Here is a 26,254-nt window from a genome sequence, read left to right as displayed (position 1 = left end):
TATTGGTTAGAATGTTTCGAAAATATTACATTGTTTACAGAAAGAGGAGATCGTTGTGTCCAAAAAGAAAAAATGGCTTATTGGCGGTGCGATATGTGCCGGTGTGCTTGTATTGGCGGGGATCGGCGCCGGCGGTTTTTACTTTTTTACTCACATGAACCAAGTTGCCGTATCAACGGAGCCCTATGCTGAATCAGTAGCGGTATACATGGGAGGAGAATCAGAATCAGGCCAAACGTTTTCTGGAAAGGTTGAACCTGAGAAACAGCAGAAAGTATACATAGATTCAGAGAAAGGCAGCATTAAAAAAACATACGTCAAAGAAGGCGATCAGGTCAAAAAGGGCGATAAGCTTTTTGAGTATGAGGGCGAAGATCATTCTGACGAAGTTGAGCAAGCCAATTTGCAAATTGAAATGACAAACCTTCAAATCAGCCGTTTGCAAAAATCAATAACGGAAACGGAAAAACAGCTGAAAAAGGCCGGAAAAGAAGAGAAATCACAGCTTCAAGATGAGCTTGATCAGGCCAATTTCGATTTGAAAACAAGCCAGCTTGAGCTGAAGCAGCATCAAAAAGAGCTGGCTGCCCTGACGAAAAACAAAGGTTCCAATGTCATGACAAGCAAGCATGACGGGATCGTTCAAAGCGTCAATCAGGATATCGCTGACGGAGCAACAGGTGACCAGGCAGCAGGTCCGTATATCCAGATTGTTTCGACGGGCAAATATCTAGTCAAAAGCCAAATCAACGAGCTGTTAATGGACACAATCAAAAAAGGCAGCAAAGTCAGAGTCACGCTGAAAACAGGCGGTGAAGGCGAGTGGAAAGGAAAGGTCACCTCGATCGGCAAGCTTCCGGCGGGAGCAGGCGAGGGGGAGGAGTCAGAAAGTTTTGCTGAAGAAGAAATGAATCCTCAATCCTCTAACTATCCGTTCACAATTTTATTAGACAGCCATAAGGGCCTTGAAGTCGGCTATCATGTCAACATCGAAGTGATGAGTGATGATGCTGATGCGGACAAGATCAAGCTGCCGACCGACATGGTGATTCAGGATGACGGCGAACCGTATGTGTGGAAAGCCGATGAGAAGCAGAAAGCGGTCAAACAGCCTGTTGAAATCGGTGAGACTGATGAAAATGACATGGTAGAAATTAAGAGCGGCCTGACGCCGGAAGATTATGTGATCTATCCTGATCCCGCGGTCAAGGAAGGAAAGCAGGTTACAGTCAATGCTGACACTGAATAATATTTCGAAATCGTACAAGCTGGGAAAAGAAGAAGTTCCAATCTTGAAACATATCAATCTGACTGTCCAGGCGGGTGAGTTTTTGGCTATTATGGGGCCTTCCGGTTCTGGAAAGTCAACGTTAATGAATATCATCGGCTGTTTGGACAGGCCTACCTCCGGAACCTATACGCTTGACCAGATAGATATATTGAAAGGGAAAGACGGTGCCTTAGCCGAAATTCGCAACGAATCAATCGGGTTTGTGTTTCAAACCTTTCATCTGCTGCCGCGTCTTACCGCGCTGCAAAATGTTGAGCTGCCGATGATCTACAATAAAGTGAAGAAAAAAGAGAGAAGGCAAAGAGCTTATGAAGCCCTGGAAAAAGTCGGTTTAAAAGACAGGGTCTCTTACAAGCCGCCGAAGCTGTCCGGCGGGCAAAAGCAGCGGGTGGCGATAGCGAGGGCCCTTGTCAATCAGCCGAGGTTTATTTTAGCTGATGAACCGACCGGGGCGCTTGATACCAAATCAAGTGAACAAATTTTATCGCTGTTTTCCGAACTGCATCAGGAAGGCAAGACCATTATTATGATTACCCACGACCCGGACGTCGCCAGAAAAGCTGACAGAACGGTTTTTATCCGGGATGGAGAATTGGTATTAGATGAGAGAGGGGATATCAGCCATGCTTGAACATATTCGAATCTCCTTTCAATCAATTTTCTCTCATAAATTAAGATCGATTCTGACAATGCTCGGTGTCATTATCGGCATAGCGGCAATCATCGCGATTGTTTCGATGCTGAAGGGCCAAAGCGAACAATTAAAGCAAAGCATGATCGGCATGGGAAATAACGCGATCAATGTTGTCTACCAGCCGTCGGGCGGAGAAGAGGAGGGCGGCGGCCCTCAGGTTTCGTATACGTCCGCGCCGCCTGTAGCTGAAGAAACAGTAAAGGCGATCAAATCTGATCCTATGGTCAAAGGATTATCTTTATATTACTTGTCTGAAGGCGCGAGCGTTTTTCATTTAACAAATGTTTCGTACCCTCAAGTGTACGGTGTTGACGGTGATTACTTTGATATGTTCCCAATCCGTATAACCGAGGGGAGAAAGCTGACGGAAAACGATTTAAACAGCACCCGCCAAGTGGTGATGATCAATGAAGCTGCCAGAGATGAACTGTTTCCAGACGGAGACGCTCTGCATAAAAACATTGAGATGAATGGTGTGCCGTTTAAGGTTGCCGGTGTTTTTAAAGAAAAAAATCAGCAGGAAAGCATGTTTGAAGGCGACTACGCAAACCCGGTTTTGTACGTGCCGAAAAAAGTATGGCCGCTCATTGAAGGCTTTGACGCGCCAACGCAGATTGCCGTGCAGGCCGATTCTTCTGAGCATATCCAAGAAGCCGGCGTAATGGCTGCGGATCTTTTAAATCAAGGACTGTCTGAAGCTGAGCTGGAAAAAGCAGAGTACAGTGTGATGGATCTTCAGGAGATCGCGCAGGAAGTGGAGTCCTTTAATCAGTCATTTGCATTGCTGCTTGGCGGGATCGCCAGTATTTCACTTTTGGTCGGCGGTATCGGCGTCATGAACATCATGCTCGTTTCCGTCACGGAGCGCACGAGGGAAATCGGGATTAAGAAAGCGCTCGGTGCTAAGCGGCGTGTGATTTTATTTCAATTTTTAACCGAGGCTGTCGTGCTGACAAGCATTGGCGGAATACTCGGTGTGCTGGCAGGCTTCGGCATCGCTAAGCTGCTGACAGTCATTTTTCCAATGCCTTTTATTGTCTCCGTTCCGGCTGTTGTCGGAGCACTCATCTTTTCAATGGCAGTCGGCATTATTTTCGGCTTGCTTCCGTCTATCAAGGCATCGAAGCTTCAGCCTGTAGACGCGCTTCGCTATGAATAAAAAGAACGCATTCAATTGGAATGCGTTCTTTTTTAGCTGGGAAGAGCCGAGTTGCATTTGTCTAAAATCAGAAAAACAGATGCGACAATCATTTCTTCTGTGGTGGACAGCCAGATGTCGCTGATCAATTGGTCTGTTGTATGAGCAGTCATCCACAAAAACAGCAGCTGTACGATGCCGGCAAGGAGAATGAATAGGCGTTTTCCTGTCTTAAAAAATGTAAAACTATGTATCATCAGGCGTTCAAATGGTTCAAAGCATAACCCGAGGACAAGGAATAACACGGCAAAAAGCAGGACATGAGCTGCTGAGCGGTAGCTCGTTCCCGCTAAAGAAAACAAAGTAAAAATGATTCCGAAATAAGTCAACACCACTGCTGCTGCGGCCAGCATGTACTGTATGGAGAGCCGCAATAAACGTTTTGAAGAAGTTTGTTGTTTCACTGGTTCAGCTCCTTTTTAGTGCTTGCAGAGAACGAGTGCTCTCTGCAAGCTGCAAGTCTATTATTTACTGCATTTCTTTTTCACAACCGGATGTTTCTCCTTCGAAAGGACATCGGTAAAGTCTTTGCCTAAGTCAAGATGTGCTTGAACAAATTTTTCAGGAAGCATGGCAAGCCATTGGTTTAAAGAGACATCGGCATAATGGTCGTCTTTGAAGATTTCTAAAAAGACAAGCGGTTCATCCCCGATGTTTTCAACGTAATGACCCATTGCAAATGGGACATATCCGACATCACCGGCCTGGTAGTTAAACGTTCTGGCATGGCCGTCAGATGCAAAAACGGTCATTCTTGCTTTGCCGGAGATATAATATTGCCATTCGTGAGTATTCGGATGCCAATGCAGCTCTCTCATGGCGCCTGGTTCTACCGTCACGAGGGCAGATGCGATTGTTTTAGACACTGTAAAGTTTGTCGAATCCGCAATGTATACTTTTCCTCCCTCTGATTCAATCGGCTCCTGTTCAAGAAGGCGGTAAGTAAACGGGTAAGGCACTTCGCCGTTCGGCCCTTCCACAATGTCATCTTTTAAGCTGCCTGGGATTTGGTTTTCAAATATATATTTTTCTTTACCCGGCAGATTGGCGATTTCTTCTTTTGTCACGCCAAAGTTCGCAGCAATGACTTCTTTAGGGGTGTGGGCAAGCCAGTCTGTCAGCTGGAACGTGCTGTTTTCAGAGAATGATCCATCGTCAAACACGAGCAGGAACTCGGCTCCTTCATCCAGCGCTTGAATGGAGTGCGGCAGGCCTGACGGGAAGTACCAAAGATCTCCTTCACCTACATCATCAATAAAGCTGCGCCCTTTTTCATCCACAATTGTGACTCTAGCACTTCCGTAAATCATATAAGCCCATTCTGCTTCTTTATGCCAATGCAGCTCGCGAATGGCACCTGGCTTCAGCCGCATATTTACAGATGCAAGGTTCTCTGAAATCGGCAGCTCCCGTACGGTGACTTCACGGGCATATCCGCCTTTTTCTAACCGGTTATGAGTATCAGAGAACGAAAATTTCATATTGCTGACGGTTCCATGATCGGTTTCCGGCGGAACGAGCATATCAGGATTTTGCCGGTCTCTTTCAATATTGCGCGGGATTTTCACCGTGGCTCCTTTGTCTCCTCTGATTGGCTGCGGAATGTCGTTTTGTTTTTTCATGTAACTGTCTCCTCCTTAAAAATAAATGTTAAGCAGAAAGAGAAGGTGAAAGGCCTTTCGTTTTCCCTTCTGTCTTGTTAAGTGAAAAAAAACAGTAAAAAGTCAACTTCGATTGAAAATTAATTTTTTGCTTTCTGGTCTTTCAGCTCTGTCATCAGTTCTATCAGCTGATCAAACTTTTTCTCAAATCGGGTCAGCAGGTACATTGCAATCAGCGCAGGAAACCCCAGATTACCGATCTGTTTTACGACTTCCTCTATAAAAACCTGATCCATGGAAAATACCTCCCTTCTTTTTTGGCAGTCATGTATGTAAGTGAAGGAAATCCAAGAAAACGTAAACTGCAGCCGGAGCATTTGCACAAGCGCTAGTCAGAAAGTAGTAGTTTACTTTTTTTTGCTTTCCTTCATTTAATTTAGTAGGGAGGCGGTTTGATGGACTATCAAGGTCTTTTGCGGTCAAAATGTAAGGAGATAATGAAGCATCCCATCGTGAAGCATTTTTTGAGCAATCCTCAGCATTACCGTTTGTTCAAAAACATAATGGAAAGCCCGAACGAAAAAGATGCAAAATCATTGGACGAGCAATTCAGGCAATTTTATAAGGAGATCCGCATCGTCAAGTATATGAATTCAATGATTCGCATCTTTTCTATTGATTTTGATAAGCGGGTTCGCAAAAACCAAAAACGGTATCCGCTGACGGTTGATCACCCGGAAGCAGGAGAACGCCTTCCTTCCGAAACCGGAAGTGATGCGTTTGAAGCATTTTTAGACCGGCAGGATGATTTGAGCCAGCATGTCCAGGATTATCAGCTCTATCAAGCGATCCAGAAGCTGACTGACAAACAAAAAAGCGTGCTGACGAAAGTCTATCTTCACGGTGCCACGATGCAGGAGATTGCGGAGTCATTAGGAGAGTCACGGCAAAACATCTCCAACATTCATAAAAAGGGGCTTGAGAATATCAGAAAGCAGCTAGCGGCGCAAAAAAAGGGGGAAAGTAAGCTGTGAACGGCCAGTTTGAACAAAAGAAACAAAAAGACGACATGTATGACATTGAACATCTGATTGCATGCTTTTCGCCGATGATCAGAAAAAAACTCAGCAATACGTCCTACCAAGAAAGAGAAGATTTGGAGCAGGAGCTGAAGATCAAAATGTTTGAAAAGGCTGATATGCTTTTGTGCCAGGACGTTCCGGGGTTTTGGGAGTTTATTTTGTATATGGTGGACGAGAACTCATAACTTTCATCTGAAAATACGAAAAAGCGGGAACTTCCATGTTCCCGTTTTCTGTTTGTCATGCCCGGCAGACTTTCCCTATTCAAAAATGTACCAAAAATAAACGATATAATGATAAGATGAAAAAAACAGTGACAGAAAGGAACATAAAAGTGGAAAATGCGTCAATTTTAATCGTAGACGATGAGAAAGCGATTGTGGACATGATCAAACGCGTTCTCGAAAAAGAAGGTTATCGAAATATACTGGATGCGGCAAGCGCAGAAGAAGCAATTCCGGTTGTGAAGGCCAATAAGGTTGATTTGATCGTGCTGGATGTCATGATGGGCGGAATGTCCGGTTTTGAAGCCTGCACGCTGATCAGAGAGTATTCAGACGCTCCGATTTTTTTCCTGACGGCAAGATCATCCGACGCGGACAAATTGTCGGGCTTTGCGGTTGGGGCTGATGACTATATCACAAAACCATTTAATCCGCTGGAATTAGCAGCGCGGATCAGAGCGCACCTCAAGCGCACATATCAGTCGAAAGAAACGAGCTCAAATCAAACCTATACATATGATTATTTTACATTTTCTCCGCAAAATGCCGAGCTGATCGTAGGCGGGGAAGCTGTCGCTTGTTCAGCTCAGCTTTTGCAGCTATTGCAGTATTTTTGTGAACATCCTAATGTGGTGCTTTCCAAAGATCAAATTTATGAAAAAGTTTGGGGCTATCCTTCCTATGGCGACAATAACACCGTTATGGTTCATATCCGCAAGCTTCGGGAAAAAATTGAGCGCGATCCGAGCAATCCGGAGTATATCGTCACCGTTCGCGGTCTCGGCTATCGTTTTATCCCAAATCCTGAAGGCAAGCGGTCATGAGGTTAAGATGGAAGTTTCTGTTTCACTTTTTCGGGCAGATGCTGATTGTAATCCTGCTGCTTACGGTTATGCTTGTTGCTTCGTTTTTCTATTTAGACGCTCGGTTTAGCGATGCGGAATCCAATTCAGGGCTGACAAAGGCAACAACTGACACACTTGAAGCATATCTCGATGTAAACGAAGATGGGTCATGGGAAGTGGATAATTTTCTGAAGAAATCTGTCGATAAACAGCATGGCTGGATGCAAATCATTGATTCGAAAGGGAAAACCGCTTATTCGTACAGCGTGCCGAAAGACGTGCCCGGCACCTATACCAAGAAAGAGCTTTTGTCTATTTATAAAACCAAAAAGCTTCATAACTATAAGCTGAATTACTGGGCCATCAATATTGAAGATAAGTCGTATCTTCTATTGTCCGGCTGGAAATCAAAGAGCGAACAGCTGCTGACTTCCGTTGAAGAGCGCGAACAAAAGATAGATTCTCTAGTACATTATAAGTCCAGTACCATCGACTATATTAAGCGGGAAAAAGGTGCCATTTACCTATTAGACAGCAATGGAAACATTCTCGACAGTATCAACAGCACAAAAAGTGAAAGAAAAACGATGAACCAGCTGGAGCTGCTCAAATACAGCTCTAAACCTTGGAACTATAAACGGGAAATTTCCGTTAAGATCCTCAATAAAGACAGATGGATGGTCGCTACGGTGCCGAACCCTGTCTATGTAACCGATCAGGAGTTTAACAAATCATTTCTGAAGGTTGTGCTAAAGGCGATGTTCCTGATTATGGGTGTTCTGTTCCTGTATATCATTTGGATGACTGTTTGGTATATGTTCCGATTCGGGCTGCCGATTTTTCACACGATTAAATGGCTGGTTAATCTATCTAAAGGGAAACTCGAGGAACCGAAAAACCGGAAAGGCCGTCCTATCAGCAAAAACAAAAAGGGGAAAATCAAACAGCCGTACCGCTTCTTCGGTGAGATTTTTGAATCAATGGATCAGCTGACTGAAACGCTGAGGCGGGATAAAAGAAACAGAGAAAAAATCCAGGCGACAAGGGAAGAATGGATTGCCGGTTTGTCGCATGACTTAAAAACACCGCTTAGCAGCATTTACGGCTACAGCATGATGCTCGAGTCGAAGCAGTATGATTGGTCGCCGGAAGAAGTGAAAGAAATGGGACAGGTTGTCAGAGAAAAATCTGAGTACATGTCCAAGCTGATTGAAGACTTAAATTTAACGTATCGGCTGAAAAATGATGCTCTTCCAATTGAGAGAAAGCTCACAAGTCTTATCCCGTTTTTTAAAAATGTCATTGAGGATTTTAAGAAAAATCCATTTTCTGAAGGGTATGATATCTCCTTTGTATCCAAAGAAGAGCATATTGAATTTGCGCTTGATGAAGCGTGGTTCAGGCGCATATTAGAAAACCTGCTTGGGAATGCCGTGAAGCACAACGACAAAGGAACGGAGATTCAGGTCATTCTGGAACAAGCAAAAAATCATATTTCTTTGAAGGTAAAGGATAATGGGAAGGGAATGGATGAAGAAACGATCACCAATTTGTTTAACCGTTACTACAGAGGGACGAACACAAAAGATCCTGCTGCCGGAACGGGCCTCGGGCTTGCGATTGCCAAGGAGCTTGTCCATCTGCATAACGGGACGATTCATGTGAACAGCAGAATAAACATTGGATCGGTTATTACCATCCTTTTTAAAAAACAATAAACATGTGGTTTGGACACCTTTTTGCCGGGAATAACAATATGTAGACTGAAGCTAAAGAGGTGTAGCACATGGATGCAGTATTGGAAGCAGACACTAGGGCAGTCATTGGTGAAGGCCCGTTATGGGATGAAGAAAACGGCCGCTTATATTGGGTTGATATCTTAGGGAGCGAGCTCCACATCTTCGACCCTGAAGAAAAAATCAACCGGTCGATCAAATTTAAATCCTTTGTGACGGCACTTGCGAAATACGCAAAGGATGAACTGATTATGACGATGAAGGACGGGTTTTACCTGTATCATCTTCAGGATGACAGCCTGGAAAAAATCAAACAGCCGAAGGACATGCATGAGAGCCTGCGTTTTAATGACGCTAAATGTGACCCGTACGGACGGCTTTGGGCGGGGACGACGAGCATGGAAGGCGAACAAAAACAGGCCTCGCTGTACCGTTTGGACCTAGATGGCAGTCTTGCCAAAATCAAAGATCAAGTCTCTACCTCAAACGGTTTGGATTGGGATCGCGAGCGGAATTTGATGTATTACATCGACACGCCGACGCAGGAGATTGTGCGTTACAGCTATGATCCCGAAAGCGGAGATGTCTCAAATCCAGAACCCGTCTATCGTTTTGATCAATCAGACGGATTGCCGGACGGCATGACAATCGACCAAAATGGCATGCTGTGGGTGGCGCTGTTTGGCGGCAGCCGCGTTGTTCACATTGATCCGTTTCAGAAAAAAGAAATCGATTCAATCAGCGTGCCGGCCAAATATGTCACGTGCTGCGCGTTCGGCGGCAGGGACTTAAAAACCCTTTACATTACAACGGCAACGGAACAAATGACAGAAACAGAAAGATACGAGCAGCCTCACGCGGGAGGATTGTTTTCAGCAAAACTGGAAACAGGCGGATACCAGCCGGTTCCATTCGCTGGAGACGTATAAAAAAACGCATCCGAAATACGGATGCGTTTTTTGCATATTACAGAGAACGGATAATGCCGCCTTCCACACGCTGTGCCGTGCCGTTGATGGCAGATGCAGCGTCAGACGCGAGGAATACAATCGTGTTAGCAACTTCTTCTGCTGTCGCGTATCGCTGAATAAGAGAAGTCGGCTCATTGACTTTAAAATAGTCCTTAATGAATGTATCTGTATCCTGGTCGGCAGCTTGTGCGGCACCTTCCATATAGGATGCGACGCCCTCTGTCCATGTAGGTCCCGGAAGCACTGAGTTTACTGTGACATTCGTACCTTTCGTCATTTCAGCCATCCCTCTTGAAAGGCTGATCAGCGCTGTTTTTGTCATGGAGTATGGAATCATCGTTGGAAGCGGTTTGATACCTGCTTCACTTGCGATATTTAAAATGCGTCCGCTGTTTTTGGCAAGCATTTTTGGAAGGAAGTGACGGCTTGTCCGAACCGCGCTCATCACGTTCACTTCGAAATATTGATTCCACTCTTCATCTGTTACATCGGCAAAGTCTTTTACTTCGAAGAAACCAAGGTTGTTGACAAGGATATCGATATCACCGATTGCATTTACTTTTTCAATAAAAGCCGCTGCTTCATCTGTTTTTGACAAATCGGCAGCCGCACCGTGCACGGTTCCATATGCAGAAAGCTCTTCAATTGTGCGATCGACAGTCTCTTGTTTGCGTCCGTTGACTATGACTGCCGCACCCTCTTGCAGAAAGCTTTTTGCTGCAGCTTTCCCGATACCTGAAGTCGAGCCGGTGATTAAGACGAGTTTGTCTCTTAGCTGTAAATCCATAAGAATCATTCCTTTTTATTGATGATGGTATTAAGTATACAAGATCAAATTTAGTGTTTACGAGGATTTTGCTCCCATACATATACCAGGGAAAAGTCATTCAGGACGCATATACAAGCCTGTCAGTCATATAGTATAATTACTCCGAAAAAAGGATACGGATGTCAAATAGGTGCCGGTCCGTGAACAACAGCCGGCTTAATAGGGAAACCGGTAAAAGCCGGTGCGGTCCCGCCACTGTAATTGGCCATAGCGCCAAGAGCCAGGATACCTGCCTGTTTGATCAGCACGAAGTCTGCGAGGACAGATGATGTGTAAACAATAGGCTTTTTTGTGTTGTTTACAGCATCTTTACCATCGTAGAGATGCTTTTTTTAGTTCACTTAGGAGGAAAGGTTATGAAGAAACTAGCCGGAATATGGGCTGCGCTTCTGCTGGCTGCTGTTATGATGACAGGCTGCGGAAATGCTGCAGATCAGGAGGATTCCAAGGCAAAACAAAAGACAGAAGCGTTTCCTGTCACCATTGATGATGCGTCAAATCAAGATGTGACAATCAAAAAGGAGCCGAAAAAGATTGTTTCATTAATGCCGAGCAACACAGAAATTACATACGCTCTCGGCCTCGGTGACAAAGTGGTTGGCGTCACCACAAACGATACATATCCAAAGGAAGTCAAAAAGGTTGATAAGGTCGGAGATATGAATGTAAACGTTGAAAAAGTCATTTCTCTCAAGCCGGATCTCGTTCTTGCCCATGAGTCTTCCATGGCAGCGTCAGCGGATGCCATCAAACAGCTGAAGGACGCGGGCATTACCGTGCTGACTGTCAATGATGCACAATCATTTTCCGAGGTGTACAAATCAATCGAAATGATCGGAGAAGCTGCCGGGGCAGAGAAAAAAGCCGATCAGCTCGTGAAAAGCATGAAATCCGATTTGCAGGATATTCAAGAAAAAGCGAAAACCATTTCAAAAGACGAGAAGAAAAGCGTATTTATCGAGGTTTCTCCTGATCCCGACATTTACACAACCGGAAAAGACACGTTTATGAATGAAATGCTGAATGTCATCCATGCTAAAAACGCAGCAGCGGACCAAACAGGCTGGGTGCAAATGACAGACGAGGCGATCGTAAAACTCAATCCTGATGCTATCGTTACAACGGACGGAGTGAAAGCGAAAGCAGTGGAAAAACGCGATGGCTGGAGCGAAATCGATGCTGTGAAACATCATCGCGTGTACGATGTGGATCCTGATCTTGTGACACGTTCCGGCCCCCGTCTGATCGAAGGGGTCGAAGAACTTGCGGAAAGCATTTACCCGGATACGTTTAAGGAATAATCGTTACGCCGCATATATCATCAGTTTTTCGTTTTTAGCCGTGAGCATCATATTAGGAATTTCTTGCGGCAGCCTGCAAATTCCTATACCCGCTATCTTTCGTGTCTTTTGGCATGAAGGCTTTGGCGGTTCTATCGGTTCTGATGACCCGATGTACACCAATATTATGATGAATATCAGACTGCCGAGAGTTGTGCTGGCCGCCCTTGTGGGAGCGGCTCTTTCTATCGCAGGGGCTGCTTTTCAGGGGCTGTTGAAAAATCCGCTTGCTGACCCCTACACACTTGGTGTTTCATCCGGTGCTTCAGTCGGAGCGGTTGTGACCCTATTCTTTAGCCTGCAGCTTCCTGTTATCGGAGGGTTTACACTCCCGGTTGTGAGTGTAGCCGCGGCACTTGCCACGATGGCGGCGGTCCTTTCCTTCAGCCGCCTCGTTCATGCTTCAATGTCTGTTACTACCCTGATTTTGACCGGTGTCATCATCAATTCTTTTTTGGGCGCATTTATTTCTCTTATCATTGCCCTGACAGGCGACAACCTGCTGCCGATTGTGCACTGGCTGCTCGGCAGTGTCTCCATGAGGGGCTGGAGTTATGTTGTTCTGTTTCTCCCGTTTTTTCTTTTGGGAACCGTTTTACTGATCGTCAATGGAAGAGAGCTGAACGTAATGACATATGGAGAAGACAAAGCAAAGCTTCTCGGAGTCAGCGTTCAGCAGAGAAAAATGCTGATTTTGATAGCTGGCTCTCTTTTGACGGGAAGCGCTGTGGCTGTATCCGGCACGATCGGCTTTGTCGGTCTTGTGATTCCGCATATCACAAGGCTTTTGTGGGGAACGGACCATCGGCATTTACTGCCGCTGTCCGCCTTGCTCGGAGCAGGTTTTCTTGTTTTAGCTGATCTGCTTTCCAGAACGATCATTGAGCCGATTGAACTGCCGATTGGGATTATTACGTCCTTGGCGGGGGCACCTGTTTTTGCCCTTATTTTAATTCGGCAGCACCGCGGGGGGAGAAGCTTATGATGAAGGCAGAAGGGCTGTCGGGAGGATACGGAGACAGCCGGCTGATCAACAATGTCAGCTTAACAGTGGAGAAGGGTGAATTTCTCGGTATTCTCGGCCCTAATGGAAGCGGAAAAACCACGCTTTTACACTTGCTGACTGGTACGCTGCCGGCCAAGGAAGGCAGTGTTTATTTGGCTGGCAAACCGCTGGCAGACTATAAACCGAAGGAACTGGCGCAAATCATGGCCGTCCTGCCGCAAAAAACGGATCAAGCCTTTACCTTTACCGTCAAAGAAACTGTAGCCTTCGGCAGATATCCATTCCAAACAGGACTGTTCAGACAGCAGACTGAAAAGGATGAAGCCATTGTACAGGAAGCAATGGAGCAAACCGGAGTGGCCGCTTTTGCAGGAAAATCGATCCGCGATCTAAGCGGAGGGGAACAGCAGCGGGTGTATTTGGCCCAAGCTTTGGCGCAGCAGCCGCGTATTTTATTTTTGGACGAGCCGACAAATTTTCTCGATCTGGCTTATCAAAAAGAACTGCTTGATCTCATCAAACGCCTGACAAGAGAAAACGAATTGGCAGCTGTCAGCGTTTTTCATGATTTGAATACCGCGAGCCTGTACTGTGATGAGCTCTTGTTTATGAAAAATGGTACAGCCGGGCCTAAGCAAAAGCCGGAATATGCGGTTACAGAACATCACATAAAGGCCGTGTACGATACAGATGTCACCACCTTGGTCCATCACAGCTCCCCAAAACCGATGATTGCGATACAGCCTGAAAAAGACAGTGTGAAGCAGCAGCCTATCCCGTTTGAATCTTTGATTCAAACGGGGCATGATGACATTCTTCTGCAAACGGAAATCCCACTTCGTACACTGTCCTCAGCGCCTGTCGGTGCAGGGTTTTCGTGGAGCAGAACGCTGATACATAAACGGCTGCCAGTTCAGTCAGATCCTATAGAAAGGCTTACGGCCTATCTGTCAGAAAACGGTTTTCATCTGCCGGAAACTTGTGCGATGGCTTCGCCGGGAAGGCTTGACCGTTTCGTGTATCGAACGTATGAAGATGGAGAGCTATCCATTTTGATATGTGTCATGACCGGCTTTTCGATATGGATTTTGATCAACGGCTATGCGGCAGATCAATGCTTTGTCAGAGCTCTCATGACTGCCGAAGCAGAACGGATGAAAGTGCTGGGAGACGGACGGGCAGAGGGTGATATTCTCATCGCTGCGACACAAACTCAGCAATCTGAAAACACAGAAAAGCGGCTGAATCAATTGATACAGATAGGAACAGCTGAATGTGTAAAAGAGGCTGCAGAGCTGTTTGAATAAGTCTGTAAAGGAGACACATGTATGAAACTATATACAAAAACAGGCGATAAGGGACAAACGAGCTTAGTCGGAGGCAGAACGGACAAGGACAGCCTCCGCGTCGAAAGCTACGGCACGATTGACGAGCTGAACAGCTTTGTTGGGCTTGCTTTGTCAGAGCTTTCCGGGCAGCCCGGCTTTGAAGATTTGACAGCCGAGCTGCTGATCATCCAGCATGAGCTGTTTGACTGCGGAGGCGATCTGGCAATTGTCACAGAAAGAAAAGACTACAAACTAAAGGAAGAATCCGTTTCCTTTTTAGAAACGCGCATTGATGCCTATACATCAGAAGCGCCAGAACTGAAGAAATTTATTCTTCCGGGCGGATCGAAGGGCGCTTCGCTTCTCCATGCGGCGCGCACCATTGCTAGGCGGGCGGAACGCCGAGTGGTGGCGCTGATGAAATCGGAGGAGATCCATGAAACAGTGCTTCGTTATTTGAATCGTCTGTCCGACTATTTCTTTGCCGCTGCACGGGTTGTGAACGTAAGAAGCGGCATTGACGATGTAGAATATGAAAGAAGTGCTATTGTGTTTCGGGACCGAAACAGCAGCGAATCATAAAAAGAGAAAATAAAAGCCGGTGTATTCCCTACATGCCGGCTTTTTTGTTTTTCATTCTGTCAATCTCCCATTTTACGACAAAAAATGAACCTTATGAATTATTGACTGAAAAATGGAAAAATGAGATATTGGAACAAATAGATGTAAAAAATAGGCAGTGGGGGGCTCTGATAGATGGTGAATTTAATTGAAAGTGATAGCATCTGGAAGAGAAATTTCAATTATCTTTTTTTCTCAAGAATAGTCAAGATATCCGGCGATATGTTCGCATTTAATTCAATATTATGGTTTTTAATTTATGACGGCAAAGGTGCGATCGGCACTGCTTTATTGATTGCTGTTACCTTTCTGCCGGAAGCTGTGCTGGCACCTGTGACGGGTCCTTTCATGAAACAGAACACGCTGAAATTTTGGATGTACTTTTCAGATCTGACAAGGGCTGCGATTGTTTTGATTATTCCTCTGTGTCACTTTGCCGGCTTTTCTCCGCTGTGGTTTGTCATGACGCTTATGATTGTGCATTCTGCTACGGGCGCCGCCTACAATCCCGCCTCTATAGCTTTAATTCCCCAAATCGTAAATGAAGAGGGCATTCAAAAAGCAAACGCTGTACTGCAGTCCTCTGCTCAAATTGTCCGGCTCGGAGCCGTCACGTTATGCGGCGCTTTTCTTACATTTATCAGCCCTTCTTATACGATGCTTATCGCACTTGTACTCTATTTGGTTTCTGGCTTTCTCGTCCTTTTTATTAAGTACACTGCGGTTGAATCTCAATCAGAGTCTGCTGCTGTTACGCAGAGAGGCACATATATCGGAAGACTGAAACGCGGTTTTACGCTCGTCAGAAGACATCAGATTTTATATCCGCTCGCCATTTATTGTATCTTTATGAATTTCGCGGCAGCCCCTTGGGAAGCGCTCTCAGCCGTTTACGTTGCAGAAGATTTAAACGGCCAGCCGATCGTTTACTCGCTTTTAAAGGCCACCACCGCCGCAGGCGCATTTTTATTGGGATTTGTGCTGGCGAAAGTCAAAGTAAACAGATACGGCCTGTTATTTGTAACTGCCGGCATTATTGAAGGATTGGCTTTCTTTATTACCGGTATGAATACCTTTTTGCCGCTCGTCTTTCTCGCTGCGTTTACCTTTGGCGCCGCAGTCAGTGCTGTTAATGTTCCAGAGTACACGATTATCCAGACCTCTGTTGATAGTGAGGATCAGCCGCAGGTCTACGCCGTTATACATATGATCTCAAATATTTCCATACCTGCCGGAGCTGTCATTTGCGGGTATGCCGCAAACGCCTTTGGTTCAGGACCTGTGATCGCTGTTGGAGGGGTTGTCGAAATTATTGCGGGTATCGGCATTTTGCTGTTCACAAAGCTGGCTAAAGCAGAACGGTCCGACCTGATCAAAGAAAGGGAAGCAAGTGTTCATCTGTAAAGGGTTTTGAAACGCCATGCCTCGTGCATGGCGTTTTTTTGTGCTTATGGGTCCGGCACAAGATACGACTCCGGTCTTATATAAAAATCAATCTCTGATTCGTTTTGCGCAAATGCTAATTTGTTTAAGATGAAGACAAGGAAAACGAAAGGAGGATCTGCATGAAGATAAACAAGAAAACAATAGGCGGATTCTTATTAATTGTATTTGGGATCTCCGTCTTTTTTGGAGGAGGAAGCTTCGGCTTTATCATCCCGCTCGCCATCGGGGGCTTGATGACATACGCAGGAATCAAAAGGTTTGCTGCAGGAAAAACCATCACAGGAATCATCTTGGGCGGTATCGGAGCGATCATGCTCATTTGTTCACTTCCGTTTGTCGTCGGAATTGCGCTGGCGGCCGCTATGGTGTATTACGGCTGGAAGCTGATGAAAAACGGATCAGCTGATAACGGTGTGTCATCTTTTGATCCTGAACCGGCTTCAGCTGGCTACCAATCTCACTTTGATGACGAATGGGAAGAATTTTTGAAGAAAAAATAATATCAGCATATTAGGAGGAATCAGGTATGGTATTAAAAAGAATCAGAGATATGTTTGTTGCGTCAGTTCATGAAGGTCTTGATAAAATGGAAAACCCAAAGGTGATGCTGAATCAATATGTACGCGATATGGAAAGTGACATTGCCAAAGCAAAACAAACGATTATAAAACAGCACACGATTGCCTATCAATTCAAGAAAAAATTTGAAGAAGCAGCTGAAGTGGCTGGAAAACGCAAAAATCAGGCACAGCTCGCATTTGACTCAGGCGAAGAAGAACTGGCGAAAAAGGCGCTAACTGAAATGAAGTACTTAGAAGGGAAGGCGGCTGAGCATAAAGCGTCCTATGAACAAGCGAACAGCCAGCTGGCTGAGCTGAAAGAACAGCTGGCTGCACTTGAAACAAAGCTTCAGGACGTAAAGGATAAAAAACAGGCGCTGATTGCCCGTGCAAATGCAGCGAAGGCAAAAGAGCATATGAATACGACATTTGACAAAATTGACAGCGAAAGCGCGTATCGTGAATTTTTGCGTATTGAAAACCGTATTGAGGAAATGGAAATCCGCGCGAATTATTCAAAGTCAGCTGAAGCCGGCACAGAACTCACACGCAAAGAATTCGCAGATGATGTGGAAGCGGAGATTGAAAAAATGCGATCGCTCTCACTGCAAAAATCAGACCAGACGTCAAAAGCAGCAAATGAATAAGCGGAACGGGGAAGGATTTGCGGTCAAGTCCTTCCCTTCCGCACGTATCAATTCATAGGCTTTTCCTTTATAATAGAATGAATGAGAAGGATGAAATCGAATGAAAAAAATGCTGGGCAAATTGCTGATCATTGCCGGTATTCTTATATTTTTCGCCGTCGTGGTAAAAGACGTGTTTGCTGCAGGCTTGGGTTTCGTAAGCGGCACAGAAGCTGATTCAGCCAGCGCATCGCCGCGGGACATCGGCAGCGTGGTCATTGAGTCGGATAACAAGAATGTCCGGATCATAGCGGAAGAACGAAATGACATATCGGCAGGCATATCAGGAGACTCCGGGAAGTTATTTGTTACTGAAAACAGAAGAAAACTGGAGCTGACCGCAAAGGAAAAAGAATTTCAATTTTTGAATGGATTTAACCGTTCTTCCCTTGTCGTCCGGCTTCCGTATGATTATAAAGGTGATCTGACGGTGCGAACCTCAAGCGGTGACGTGTCTGTGGACGGGAATCATCGTCTTGCGCTTTCGGGGCTGAACGCAGTATCTGCGAGCGGAAATATGAGAGTGACGGACGTCCGCCTTCAAGACCTGAAAGTGAAGGGATCATCCGGAGATGTCATCATTTCAAATACCGTCACCAAAACAGCCGGCATTGACTTAGCTTCAGGAGATGCAAACCTGGCTGATGTATCAGGCTCTCTTGATGTGAAGATGACTTCAGGAAACCTTGATGCTGCACTGAAAAAGGTAACGGGCCCTGTATCTGTCACGCTGACAAGCGGCGATGCGGATTTGAGCCTTCCCAAAAACGGCAGCTTTACAGTCAATGCAAAATCAGCGAGCGGGCGCGTCAGTTCGCCGTATTCATTTGCTGATACAGCACATAAAGATCATCATCAAATCACAGGCTCGCAAGGAAGCGGCCGGCATCCAATCGATATCAAAACGGACAGCGGGGATCTAGCGATACAGTAGCACCAGGCAGAAGAAAGGAGGCGGACACCAGGAATGACAAAAAAACAGCTTCTTGGATTTATTATTGCTTTATTCGGCATCAGTATGTTTTTGCAAATTATCGGAATAGGCGATCTGCTGTTTTGGCCGCTCTTTTTTCTGATTGCCGGCTATTTCTTAAAAAAATATTCCCGTGATTGGCTCGGTTCCGTCATGTACATCTTTGCCGCATTTCTATTTTTGAAAAACCTATTCAGCATCACCTTTAATTTATTCGGCTATGCGTTTGCCGCATTTCTGATTTACGCCGGCTACAGGCTTGTCAAAGGAAAGCCGATATTTGAACCAAATGAAAAACGGGTCGATCTCAATAAAAAAGAACAGCATGAGCCGCCAAAAGATGTGAAACATCCCGATATGCGCAGCTTTTTTATCGGAGAGCTGCAAATGATGAAGCAGCCGTTTGACCTGAATGATTTAAATATCTCTGGTTTTATCGGTGATATCAAAATCGACTTGTCTAAAGCGATGATTCCAGAGGGAGAAAGTACAATCGTCATTAGCGGAGTCATTGGAAACGTTGATATTTATGTACCATCAGACCTTGAAGTGGCCGTCAGCTCAGCTGTTTTTATCGGTGATATCAATCTGATCGGCTCGAAGAAAAGCGGATTAAGCACGAAGGTATATGCCGCGTCATCCGATTTCAGTGACTCAAAGCGCCGGGTCAAAGTGTCCGTTTCCTTATTTATCGGTGATGTGGATGTGAAGTACGTATGAGAAAAAAACTGCTTGCGAGCCTCCAGTGGCGCGCCATCCGCATGACAACGGGAATCAGCCTGCTCCTTTTTGCCTGCTTGATTTCCTTTATGATGTTTTACTATCGGCTTGATCCGCTTGTTTTGCTGTCGTCAAGCTGGTTTGGGATTCCGTTTATCCTGATATTGCTGCTGATCAGCGTGACAGTCGGTTTTGCCTCAGGGTATATGTACGGCAATCGGCTGAAGACAAGGGTTGATACATTAGTCGAGTCGATTTTAACCTTTGAAAACGGCAATTTCGCTTATCGAATACCGCCGCTTGGAGATGACGAAATCGGCCTGGCCGCCGATCAGCTGAATGAAATGGCGAAGCGCGTGGAGCTTCAAGTCGCTTCCTTGCAGAAACTTTCCAATGAACGTGCGGAATGGCAGGCGCAAATGAAGAAGTCGGTTGTCTCAGAAGAACGCCAGCGATTGGCAAGAGATCTTCATGATGCAGTCAGCCAGCAGCTCTTTGCAATATCGATGATGACATCAGCTGTGTTGGAACACGTCAAGGAAGCTGATGATAAAACGGTCAAGCGGATCAAGCTGGTCGAGCATATGGCAGGTGAAGCCCAAAATGAAATGAGGGCGCTGCTGCTTCATTTAAGGCCTGTTACCCTTGAAGGAAAAGGACTGAAAGAGGGGCTTACAGAGCTTTTGGACGAGTTCCGGAAGAAACAGCCGCTTGATATTGAGTGGGATATTCAGGACACGCCGATATCCAAGGGTATGGAAGATCATTTGTTCAGAATCGTTCAGGAGGCCCTTTCAAACGTATTCAGACATTCAAAAGCCTCAAAAGTATCCGTGATTCTGGGCGTAAAGAACAATCAGCTCCGGCTGAAGGTGATTGATAACGGAAAAGGCTTTAAAATGGATCAGGTGAAAGCATCCTCATACGGCTTGAACTCTATGAAAGAACGTGCAAGCGAAATCGGCGGGGTCGCCGAAGTGATTTCAGTAGAAGGAAAAGGCACACAAATCGAAGTGAAGGTTCCGATTTTCCCGGAAGAAAAAGGAGAGAACGAACGTGATTCGAGTATTATTGATTGATGATCATGAAATGGTCAGAATGGGGCTCGCGGCTTTTTTGGAGGCGCAGCCCGATATTGAAGTCATCGGCGAAGCGTCTGACGGCAGCGAAGGCGTGCGGCTTGCTGCGGAATTGTCGCCTGATGTCATTTTAATGGATCTTGTCATGGAGGGCATGGATGGCATTGAAGCCACAAAGCAGATTTGCCGAGAGCTTCCAGATCCGAAAATTATTGTGCTCACAAGCTTCATTGATGATGACAAAGTGTATCCGGTCATTGAAGCGGGCGCGCTCAGCTATCTATTGAAAACCTCAAAAGCGGCGGAAATCGCCGATGCCATCCGCGCCGCAAGCAAGGGAGAACCTAAGCTGGAATCCAAAGTGGCGGGAAAAGTATTATCCCGGCTGCGCCACTCAGGTGAACACGCGCTCCCGCATGAATCACTTACGAAACGGGAGCTCGAAATTCTCTGCCTGATCGCAGAAGGAAAAACAAACAAAGAAATAGGCGAGGAACTGTTTATCACCATTAAAACAGTCAAAACCCATATCACCAATATTTTATCAAAACTGGATGTCAGTGACCGGACGCAGGCGGCGGTGTATGCACACCGAAATCACCTCGTAAAATAGGCGTCAGCTATTTGTTTGCGCCTTTCGTCCCGAAGTCTCTGACAACCACATTGACCCGGTAGTCTATTTCCGCATTGCTGAAATAATCATCATCCCATTTTCTTGCAATCTTTTTCCACTTTTGAGGATAATGAATTCTGACCTCGTTTCCCAGCCCGGTGACATCTGCTTTGATATCTTTCTGCAGTGTGCCTGTAATAAATGCTGTTACTGTTTTGTGTAATCGTTTTTCGACTGTCTTTTCAATATCTTTTATATATGAATCCTTAAATGAATCTTCATTCGGATTCCAGTCCTCTGATAAACGACCTTCAATATTGCGTGTGACGGTGAATTTGAACTTCCCGTCTTTGTAGTCTGTCTTGATCTTGCGATTGCTGGAGTACACTTCATAAGAAAAAAGATTGCCATTATGCCTCATATCAATGACGCCTCCTTCGACAGTGCCTGTAAATAAGTTGATATTTTGAACCTCAACCGGTGTTAAATTCCGGTTCCATAATTTATTTTTGATGATGGCAGCCCCGTTTATCGCGAGTTTGCCGTTTTCCTTACCGACATGAGGGATGAGGAACGAATCGTCAGAGGTCAAGTGTTCTGAGATCTCCCCCAATGTAACAGGCTCCATCATTCTGATCGTTACCGCATTATTCTCTGTCAGATCGTAAATCACATTAGATGCGGGTTCGCCTTGATCATTCATTTTAAATATATCCTTAGTTCTGCCATCGGTGACAAAGACGTATGAACTCCTCCTTGTTCCGTTGTCTCTGACAAACTGGTTAATGATCGCGTCCATTCCAATATGTTCCGCAATTACGCTCTTGGAAAGCAGAATGAGACGCAAATGCTGTGAAAACGTAGGGTTATGCTTTAATGCAGATGTTCTCATCATTTGATGGACAGTTTCACCCTTTGTGATTGCAAGCTGTGTCGGATCAGATGAAGAGCCTTCTTTGGAGCTGATTTTTTTCGGGACGAGAATCTGCTGTGTCAGTTCTAAATTTTTATCATCCGGCTTGTCTAAACCAACACCGATGATCAGGCTTAATTCCTCAATATTCCGGCTGTCCCAGCATCCGGACAGCAATAGGGTGCATATGAACATACTTAAAATCCGGAATTTCATTTTGCTGAAATCCTCCTTTTGAGAGCTACAATGAAAAAGAGAATGAAGGGAAGCAGAAACACGCCGATGAAAATGTATCCGAGATAATCGCTGTACATCATGACCTGATTGGAGTCATCCGGCCATAGGGAAAAAAAATAGACAGCCGCGCCGATGAGAATCATGCTTTTTTTAGTCGATAATCCAAACGTCTTCTTCAGCCCGTTAGCGGCGAAATATCCATAGATGACGAACGTTGTGAAAAATTGAATGATCCAGACGACCAGTAAAAACGATTCAAACCGTTCAATGAATATGCCTTTGAGTTCAAAGGACTGAAAGAGAGAAATGGTCGGCCAGATCAGTGTTTTCACCTCGGGAGCCGTTAAAGCCCCGACAACGATGATATACGTAAGGATATATAATACAATCGGAATCAAAAATCCTATAGAGGCATATCGGAATGTATATTTCTTTTTCTTCATATGTTCAGGAAGAAACAGCATCACTTCCATTCCTAAAAAAGAGATGGAAACAACAGTTAGCGAGTTCGCAATGGGGCCAAGGCCTTCACCTAAAACAGGGCGTAAATTATTGATGTCAAAAATTTTAAAACTGATCCCAAACACAATCAGCAAAATAATAATCGTCACTGTTAAATAAAAGGGAAACAGCCGCGAAACATCACTGAGCCCCCCAACGATTAAATAGATGCCGCAGCAGATAAACGTTAAAATAATAATCTGAATCGGTGTTCTCTCAAGCAGGAAAAACTTCACCATTTCAGCCATCGCCCTGGTTTCAAAACTGGCCACTCCGATAAAATAGCAGGAGATCAAAAGCCCTATGATGCTGCCAATCCATTTCCCAAGGCCTTCCCGCAAATACTCAAACAGTGAGGGATATTGATGTTTTTTCTGAATGAGCGTGTTTAAATAAATGAAAAAAATGAAAATGACACCTTCTAATATCAGCACAATCCAGCCGTCAGGAGTATTACCCTTGGTGGTCAGCGCTCGGGGCAATGTTAAAAGACCGGCCCCGAGCATTGTATTTGCAACAACAGAAATACCTTGAAAGGTATTAAGTTTCAGTGGAGTCTGTTTTTGGCTCATTTGGATTATTCGCCTCTTTTGGTTTGTTTTTAATTGGTAGACGGATAATGGAATCATCTGTATTTTTCAGACTGAAGAATCCATTAGGCGAAAAATACGGAGATCCAAAGCTCGTTTGTCTCGTTAGGTGCGTATAAACGACCAGCATAAATAAAATAATCCCGTACAGCCCGAGTATTGCGGCTGAAAACATCGAAATAAAACGCAGTACGCGGAAAGACAGACCCATTCCGTATTGGGGAACGGTAAAGGATGCTAGGGCAATGACACTGACAACGATAACCATAATCGAACTGACAAGGTTGGCTTCTACAGCTGCCTGTCCGATGACAACGCCCCCGACGAGACCAATCGTCTGGCCGAGCGGATTGGGGAGGCGCAGCCCGGCTTCTCTTAGCAGCTCGATTGTCACTTCCATTAGCAAGGCTTCAAATATCGGCGGAAACGGCACGTTTTCCCTGTTTGCCGAAATCGTAACGGCGAGTGCGGTCGGCAGCAGCCCTTGATGGAATGACACAAGTGCAATATAAATCGATGACAAAAACAAGGTGATAAAGATAGAAGCGAAACGCAGCGACCGGATAAGAGATGCTGAAATCCAGCGTTCATAGTAGTCATCCGGCGACTGCATCAGTATGCCGAGAGAAACCGGGACCAGCAGCACAAATGGTGAACTGTCGACCAAAATGGCCACACGGCCGTTAAACAGGGCCGACGATACCTTGTCAGGCCTTTCCGTATTTTGAATCTGCGGAAACGGCGAGTATTTATTATCTTCAATGAGCTCCTCAAGCGTTCCGCTGTCCTGGATATCCTCCAGCTGGACATTTTTAAGCCGTGCCTTCACTTCTTTTATGACGGAATTTTTTGCTTTCCCTTCAATATACATAATGGCCGCCGGCTTCAGCTTGTTTTGGCCGATCATGATTTTTTTGGTGATTAATTTCGGATGAGAGGTTCTTTGTCTGATCAGAGCGAGATTTGTATTGAGATCTTCTACAAACGCGACTTTTGGGCCGCGAACCACTTTTTCAGTTGTCGGCTCTGCCAGGCTTCTTGTTTTTTTCTTTCCTGTAGACAGAACATAGACTTTGTCCAATCCGTTGATAAACACAGCACAATTGCCGCTGAGAATGGACTCGATCGTTTTTTTTACGGTTTCAACGGGTCTCGCGTCAAGCTGGTCAAGGCGTTTTTTGACTTGGTCAAGCGTCAGGGTCTCCTCATCTTTGATTAAGGTTTTAATCGAATCTGAAACCTTCTTCTGATCATTCAGCTCACTAAAATAGAGATAGTAAAAAACAAGCCCGTTGGCGAGCATTTTTTTGTTTTTTACGAGATCGTCGTTTTCTTTTAATTTTGGAAGCACCAATGCTAAATTATCGTGTATATATTCCTTAAATTCTGTTTGTTCCAACGAGGTCACCTCTTATCCAAAACCTTAGTAGAGGTTATCTTTTCCTGTTAAAAAAATGATATACTGTGTTACAGTATTTCATGGCAGCAGTTTTTTTATGAAAGCGGAGGAAATGAAGTGGCACAGGTAAGGCTTGCAGGAAAACAAGAAGAAATAGAACAGCTCATCAGATCATTTGAAAAGCATTATGATGTCTCCTATACATCAAAGGAGTACGGCAGGACGAATCCGAAGTACAAATATTCAAAGGATTCCCGCGTATATCTTGAATTAAAATTAAAATCTGCCAAGATCGAAAAATAAAAAGGATTTTTTATATCACTGGCGAATTATGATCTATTGAAGCAACCGTTATGGAGGGATACATAAATGGAATACAGAATTGAACGAGACACCATGGGAGAAGTAAAAGTTCCTGCTGATAAATTTTGGGGCGCCCAAACACAGCGAAGCAAGGAGAACTTTAAGATCGGTTCTGAAAAAATGCCGATGCGAGTTGTGAAGGCGTTTGCAATATTAAAACGAAGCACAGCGCTCGCTAATAAACGCCTCGGCAATCTGGATGCGGAAAAAGCGGAAGCGATTGCAGCGGTTTGTGATGATGTGCTCAAAGGCAAATACGATGACAACTTCCCGCTTGTCGTATGGCAGACCGGAAGCGGCACACAAAGTAACATGAACATGAACGAAGTGGTGGCCAACCGCGCGACTGCTTTATTAAAAGAAAAGAACTCTGATCAAACGATTCATCCAAATGATGACGTGAACCGCAGCCAAAGCTCAAACGACACATTCCCGACTGCGATGCACGTTGCTGCCGTTTTGGCTGTTTACGAGCAGCTTGTGCCGGCGCTTGACCAGCTTCGCAGCACATTGGATGAAAAAGCGAAAGCATACAATGATATTGTCAAAATCGGACGCACGCATCTTCAGGATGCTACGCCTCTGACGCTTGGACAGGAAATCAGCGGATGGGTGTACATGCTGGACCGTTCGAAGGAAATGATTTTAGAAGCGACAGACAAAATGCGCGCGCTTGCAATCGGCGGAACGGCTGTCGGTACGGGAATCAACGCTCACCCAGAGTTTGGAGAGCTTGTCTCAGAAGAGATCACAAAACTGACCGGCCAAACGTTCAGCAGCTCGCCGAATAAATTCCACGCGCTGACAAGCCATGACGAAATTACTTATGCGCATGGCGCATTAAAAGCGCTTGCGGCTGACTTAATGAAAATCGCCAACGATGTCAGATGGCTTGCAAGCGGACCTCGCTGCGGCATCGGGGAGATTGTCATCCCAGAAAATGAGCCGGGCAGCTCCATTATGCCTGGTAAAGTCAATCCGACACAAAGTGAAGCATTGACAATGATCGCAGCGCAAATTATGGGGAACGATGCGACAATCGGCTTTGCGGCGAGTCAGGGGAACTTTGAACTGAACGTGTTTAAGCCTGTGATTATTTACAACTTCCTGCAGTCTGTGCAGCTGCTGAGTGACGGCATGAATTCATTCCATGATAAATGTGCTGTCGGTATTGAGCCAGATAAAGAAACCATCCAGGAAAACCTGTCAAATTCACTAATGCTTGTTACGGCGCTGAACCCGCATATCGGATATGAAAATGCGGCGAAAATCGCCAAGCTTGCCCATAAAGAGGGATTGACGCTGAAAGAAGCGGCATTGAAGCTTGAATTGCTGACAGAGGAGCAATTTAACGAAATGGTTAAACCGGAAGATATGGTAAAACCAAAGGCGTAATAGAAAGAAAAAA

Annotated in this window: 28 protein-coding genes and 1 riboswitch; of the genes, 21 read left to right on the top strand and 7 right to left on the bottom strand. The window is 45.3% G+C overall.

What is annotated here, in order from left to right:
- Positions 1 to 55: 55 nt before the first annotated feature.
- From M1M80_RS17325 to M1M80_RS17315, 3 genes are read left to right on the top strand one after another with little or no spacing between them, the layout of a single operon-like run.
- Complete coding sequence (locus tag M1M80_RS17325; protein ID WP_060399471.1) at positions 56 to 1,249, top strand: efflux RND transporter periplasmic adaptor subunit; 1,194 nt, start codon at positions 56 to 58, stop codon at positions 1,247 to 1,249.
- Positions 1,233 to 1,922 (top strand): ABC transporter ATP-binding protein, encoded by a 690-nt coding sequence (locus M1M80_RS17320; protein WP_019259450.1) that lies wholly within the window; start codon positions 1,233 to 1,235, stop codon positions 1,920 to 1,922. The genes M1M80_RS17325 and M1M80_RS17320 overlap by 17 nt, the downstream gene beginning before the upstream one ends.
- The gene (locus M1M80_RS17315; protein ID WP_060399470.1) at positions 1,915 to 3,144 is read left to right on the top strand and encodes an ABC transporter permease; all 1,230 of its coding nucleotides are present in this window, start codon (positions 1,915 to 1,917) and stop codon (positions 3,142 to 3,144) included. Before M1M80_RS17320 ends, M1M80_RS17315 begins: the two co-directional genes overlap by 8 nt.
- A gap of 32 nt (positions 3,145 to 3,176) precedes the next feature.
- Here the strand turns inward: M1M80_RS17315 and M1M80_RS17310 are convergent, their stop codons facing one another.
- The 3 genes from M1M80_RS17310 to M1M80_RS17300 all read right to left on the bottom strand — a co-directional run bounded on the left by M1M80_RS17310 (position 3,177) and on the right by M1M80_RS17300 (position 5,080).
- The gene (locus M1M80_RS17310; protein WP_003240734.1) at positions 3,177 to 3,587 is read right to left on the bottom strand and encodes a regulatory YrvL family protein; all 411 of its coding nucleotides are present in this window, start codon (positions 3,585 to 3,587) and stop codon (positions 3,177 to 3,179) included.
- A gap of 60 nt (positions 3,588 to 3,647) precedes the next feature.
- On the bottom strand, positions 3,648 to 4,805 hold the full coding sequence (oxdC, locus tag M1M80_RS17305) for an oxalate decarboxylase (protein ID WP_060399469.1): 1,158 nt from the start codon (positions 4,803 to 4,805) through the stop codon (positions 3,648 to 3,650).
- Positions 4,806 to 4,924: 119 nt separating this feature from the next.
- Positions 4,925 to 5,080, bottom strand: coding sequence for a YvrJ family protein (locus M1M80_RS17300; RefSeq protein WP_003221632.1), 156 nt, complete (start codon positions 5,078 to 5,080; stop codon positions 4,925 to 4,927).
- Between the two features lie 201 nt (positions 5,081 to 5,281).
- Between M1M80_RS17300 and sigO the strand changes: the two genes are divergently transcribed.
- The 5 genes from sigO to M1M80_RS17275 all read left to right on the top strand — a co-directional run bounded on the left by sigO (position 5,282) and on the right by M1M80_RS17275 (position 9,600).
- A complete protein-coding gene (gene sigO, locus M1M80_RS17295; protein WP_080429119.1) occupies positions 5,282 to 5,818 on the top strand; it encodes an RNA polymerase sigma factor SigO in 537 nt (178 codons plus the stop codon).
- Complete coding sequence (rsoA, locus tag M1M80_RS17290; RefSeq protein ID WP_019259445.1) at positions 5,815 to 6,051, top strand: sigma-O factor regulator RsoA; 237 nt, start codon at positions 5,815 to 5,817, stop codon at positions 6,049 to 6,051. Before sigO ends, rsoA begins: the two co-directional genes overlap by 4 nt.
- A gap of 149 nt (positions 6,052 to 6,200) precedes the next feature.
- Positions 6,201 to 6,914 carry a two-component system response regulator YvrH gene (gene yvrH, locus M1M80_RS17285; protein ID WP_003243545.1) on the top strand — a complete coding sequence of 238 codons (714 nt, stop codon included), beginning with the start codon at positions 6,201 to 6,203 and terminating at the stop codon, positions 6,912 to 6,914.
- A complete protein-coding gene (yvrG, locus tag M1M80_RS17280; protein WP_060399467.1) occupies positions 6,911 to 8,653 on the top strand; it encodes a two-component system sensor histidine kinase YvrG in 1,743 nt (580 codons plus the stop codon). Before yvrH ends, yvrG begins: the two co-directional genes overlap by 4 nt.
- A 68-nt stretch (positions 8,654 to 8,721) precedes the next feature.
- Positions 8,722 to 9,600, top strand: coding sequence for an SMP-30/gluconolactonase/LRE family protein (locus M1M80_RS17275; RefSeq protein WP_060399466.1), 879 nt, complete (start codon positions 8,722 to 8,724; stop codon positions 9,598 to 9,600).
- A gap of 37 nt (positions 9,601 to 9,637) precedes the next feature.
- On the opposite strand, the gene M1M80_RS17270 is transcribed toward M1M80_RS17275, so the two are convergent.
- Positions 9,638 to 10,429, bottom strand: coding sequence for an SDR family NAD(P)-dependent oxidoreductase (locus M1M80_RS17270; protein ID WP_060399465.1), 792 nt, complete (start codon positions 10,427 to 10,429; stop codon positions 9,638 to 9,640).
- Positions 10,430 to 10,582: 153 nt separating this feature from the next.
- A riboswitch (cobalamin riboswitch) is annotated at positions 10,583 to 10,722 on the top strand.
- A 105-nt stretch (positions 10,723 to 10,827) separates the two neighbouring features.
- On the opposite strand from M1M80_RS17270, the gene M1M80_RS17265 reads away from it, so the two are divergent.
- The 11 genes from M1M80_RS17265 to liaR all read left to right on the top strand — a co-directional run bounded on the left by M1M80_RS17265 (position 10,828) and on the right by liaR (position 20,843).
- On the top strand, positions 10,828 to 11,772 hold the full coding sequence (locus M1M80_RS17265; RefSeq protein WP_060399464.1) for an ABC transporter substrate-binding protein: 945 nt from the start codon (positions 10,828 to 10,830) through the stop codon (positions 11,770 to 11,772).
- Positions 11,735 to 12,796, top strand: coding sequence for a FecCD family ABC transporter permease (locus tag M1M80_RS17260; protein WP_060399463.1), 1,062 nt, complete (start codon positions 11,735 to 11,737; stop codon positions 12,794 to 12,796). The genes M1M80_RS17265 and M1M80_RS17260 overlap by 38 nt, the downstream gene beginning before the upstream one ends.
- Positions 12,796 to 14,124, top strand: a complete 1,329-nt coding sequence (locus tag M1M80_RS17255; RefSeq protein WP_080429118.1) for an ABC transporter ATP-binding protein — start codon at positions 12,796 to 12,798, stop codon at positions 14,122 to 14,124. The genes M1M80_RS17260 and M1M80_RS17255 overlap by 1 nt, the downstream gene beginning before the upstream one ends.
- A 21-nt stretch (positions 14,125 to 14,145) precedes the next feature.
- Positions 14,146 to 14,727, top strand: coding sequence for a cob(I)yrinic acid a,c-diamide adenosyltransferase (locus M1M80_RS17250; protein WP_060399461.1), 582 nt, complete (start codon positions 14,146 to 14,148; stop codon positions 14,725 to 14,727).
- Positions 14,728 to 14,901: 174 nt separating this feature from the next.
- Positions 14,902 to 16,170, top strand: a complete 1,269-nt coding sequence (locus tag M1M80_RS17245; protein ID WP_060399460.1) for an MFS transporter — start codon at positions 14,902 to 14,904, stop codon at positions 16,168 to 16,170.
- 161 nt (positions 16,171 to 16,331) lie between these two features.
- On the top strand, positions 16,332 to 16,712 hold the full coding sequence (gene liaI / locus M1M80_RS17240) for a cell envelope stress-induced membrane anchor protein LiaI (protein ID WP_003240759.1): 381 nt from the start codon (positions 16,332 to 16,334) through the stop codon (positions 16,710 to 16,712).
- A gap of 26 nt (positions 16,713 to 16,738) precedes the next feature.
- Positions 16,739 to 17,419: a stress responsive protein LiaH gene (gene liaH, locus M1M80_RS17235; protein WP_060399459.1), complete on the top strand. Its 681-nt coding sequence runs from the start codon at positions 16,739 to 16,741 to the stop codon at positions 17,417 to 17,419.
- A gap of 100 nt (positions 17,420 to 17,519) precedes the next feature.
- Positions 17,520 to 18,392: a LiaG family protein gene (gene liaG / locus M1M80_RS17230; RefSeq protein WP_060399458.1), complete on the top strand. Its 873-nt coding sequence runs from the start codon at positions 17,520 to 17,522 to the stop codon at positions 18,390 to 18,392.
- A gap of 33 nt (positions 18,393 to 18,425) precedes the next feature.
- Entirely contained in the window at positions 18,426 to 19,151 is a 726-nt protein-coding gene (gene liaF / locus M1M80_RS17225) for a LiaRS two-component regulatory system accessory protein LiaF (protein WP_060399457.1), read from the top strand.
- Positions 19,148 to 20,230, top strand: coding sequence for a two-component system sensor histidine kinase LiaS (gene liaS / locus M1M80_RS17220; protein ID WP_060399456.1), 1,083 nt, complete (start codon positions 19,148 to 19,150; stop codon positions 20,228 to 20,230). Before liaF ends, liaS begins: the two co-directional genes overlap by 4 nt.
- Positions 20,208 to 20,843 (top strand): two-component system response regulator LiaR, encoded by a 636-nt coding sequence (gene liaR, locus M1M80_RS17215; protein ID WP_003240766.1) that lies wholly within the window; start codon positions 20,208 to 20,210, stop codon positions 20,841 to 20,843. The genes liaS and liaR overlap by 23 nt, the downstream gene beginning before the upstream one ends.
- Positions 20,844 to 20,850: 7 nt before the next feature.
- On the opposite strand, the gene gerAC is transcribed toward liaR, so the two are convergent.
- Genes gerAC through gerAA form a run of 3 tightly spaced genes read right to left on the bottom strand, consistent with a single transcriptional unit; the run spans position 20,851 to position 24,483 of the window.
- Entirely contained in the window at positions 20,851 to 21,972 is a 1,122-nt protein-coding gene (gene gerAC / locus M1M80_RS17210) for a spore germination receptor protein GerAC (RefSeq protein WP_003240768.1), read from the bottom strand.
- Entirely contained in the window at positions 21,969 to 23,066 is a 1,098-nt protein-coding gene (gene gerAB / locus M1M80_RS17205) for a spore germination receptor protein GerAB (protein WP_060399455.1), read from the bottom strand. Before gerAB ends, gerAC begins: the two co-directional genes overlap by 4 nt.
- Positions 23,035 to 24,483 (bottom strand): spore germination receptor protein GerAA, encoded by a 1,449-nt coding sequence (gene gerAA / locus M1M80_RS17200; RefSeq protein WP_060399454.1) that lies wholly within the window; start codon positions 24,481 to 24,483, stop codon positions 23,035 to 23,037. The genes gerAB and gerAA overlap by 32 nt, the downstream gene beginning before the upstream one ends.
- 117 nt (positions 24,484 to 24,600) lie before the next feature.
- Between gerAA and M1M80_RS17195 the strand changes: the two genes are divergently transcribed.
- Entirely contained in the window at positions 24,601 to 24,786 is a 186-nt protein-coding gene (locus M1M80_RS17195) for a YvzF family protein (RefSeq protein WP_003221676.1), read from the top strand.
- A 66-nt stretch (positions 24,787 to 24,852) separates the two neighbouring features.
- Positions 24,853 to 26,241, top strand: a complete 1,389-nt coding sequence (gene fumC, locus M1M80_RS17190; RefSeq protein ID WP_003240775.1) for a class II fumarate hydratase — start codon at positions 24,853 to 24,855, stop codon at positions 26,239 to 26,241.
- The last annotated feature ends 13 nt before the right edge of the window (positions 26,242 to 26,254 follow it).

It is taken from the genome of Bacillus inaquosorum (genome assembly GCF_023238325.1).
GTDB classification, from domain to species: Bacteria; Bacillota; Bacilli; order Bacillales; family Bacillaceae; genus Bacillus; species Bacillus inaquosorum.
The sequence above is the reverse complement of the archived record's forward strand: the minus strand, read 5'-3'. Positions and strand labels throughout refer to the sequence as shown.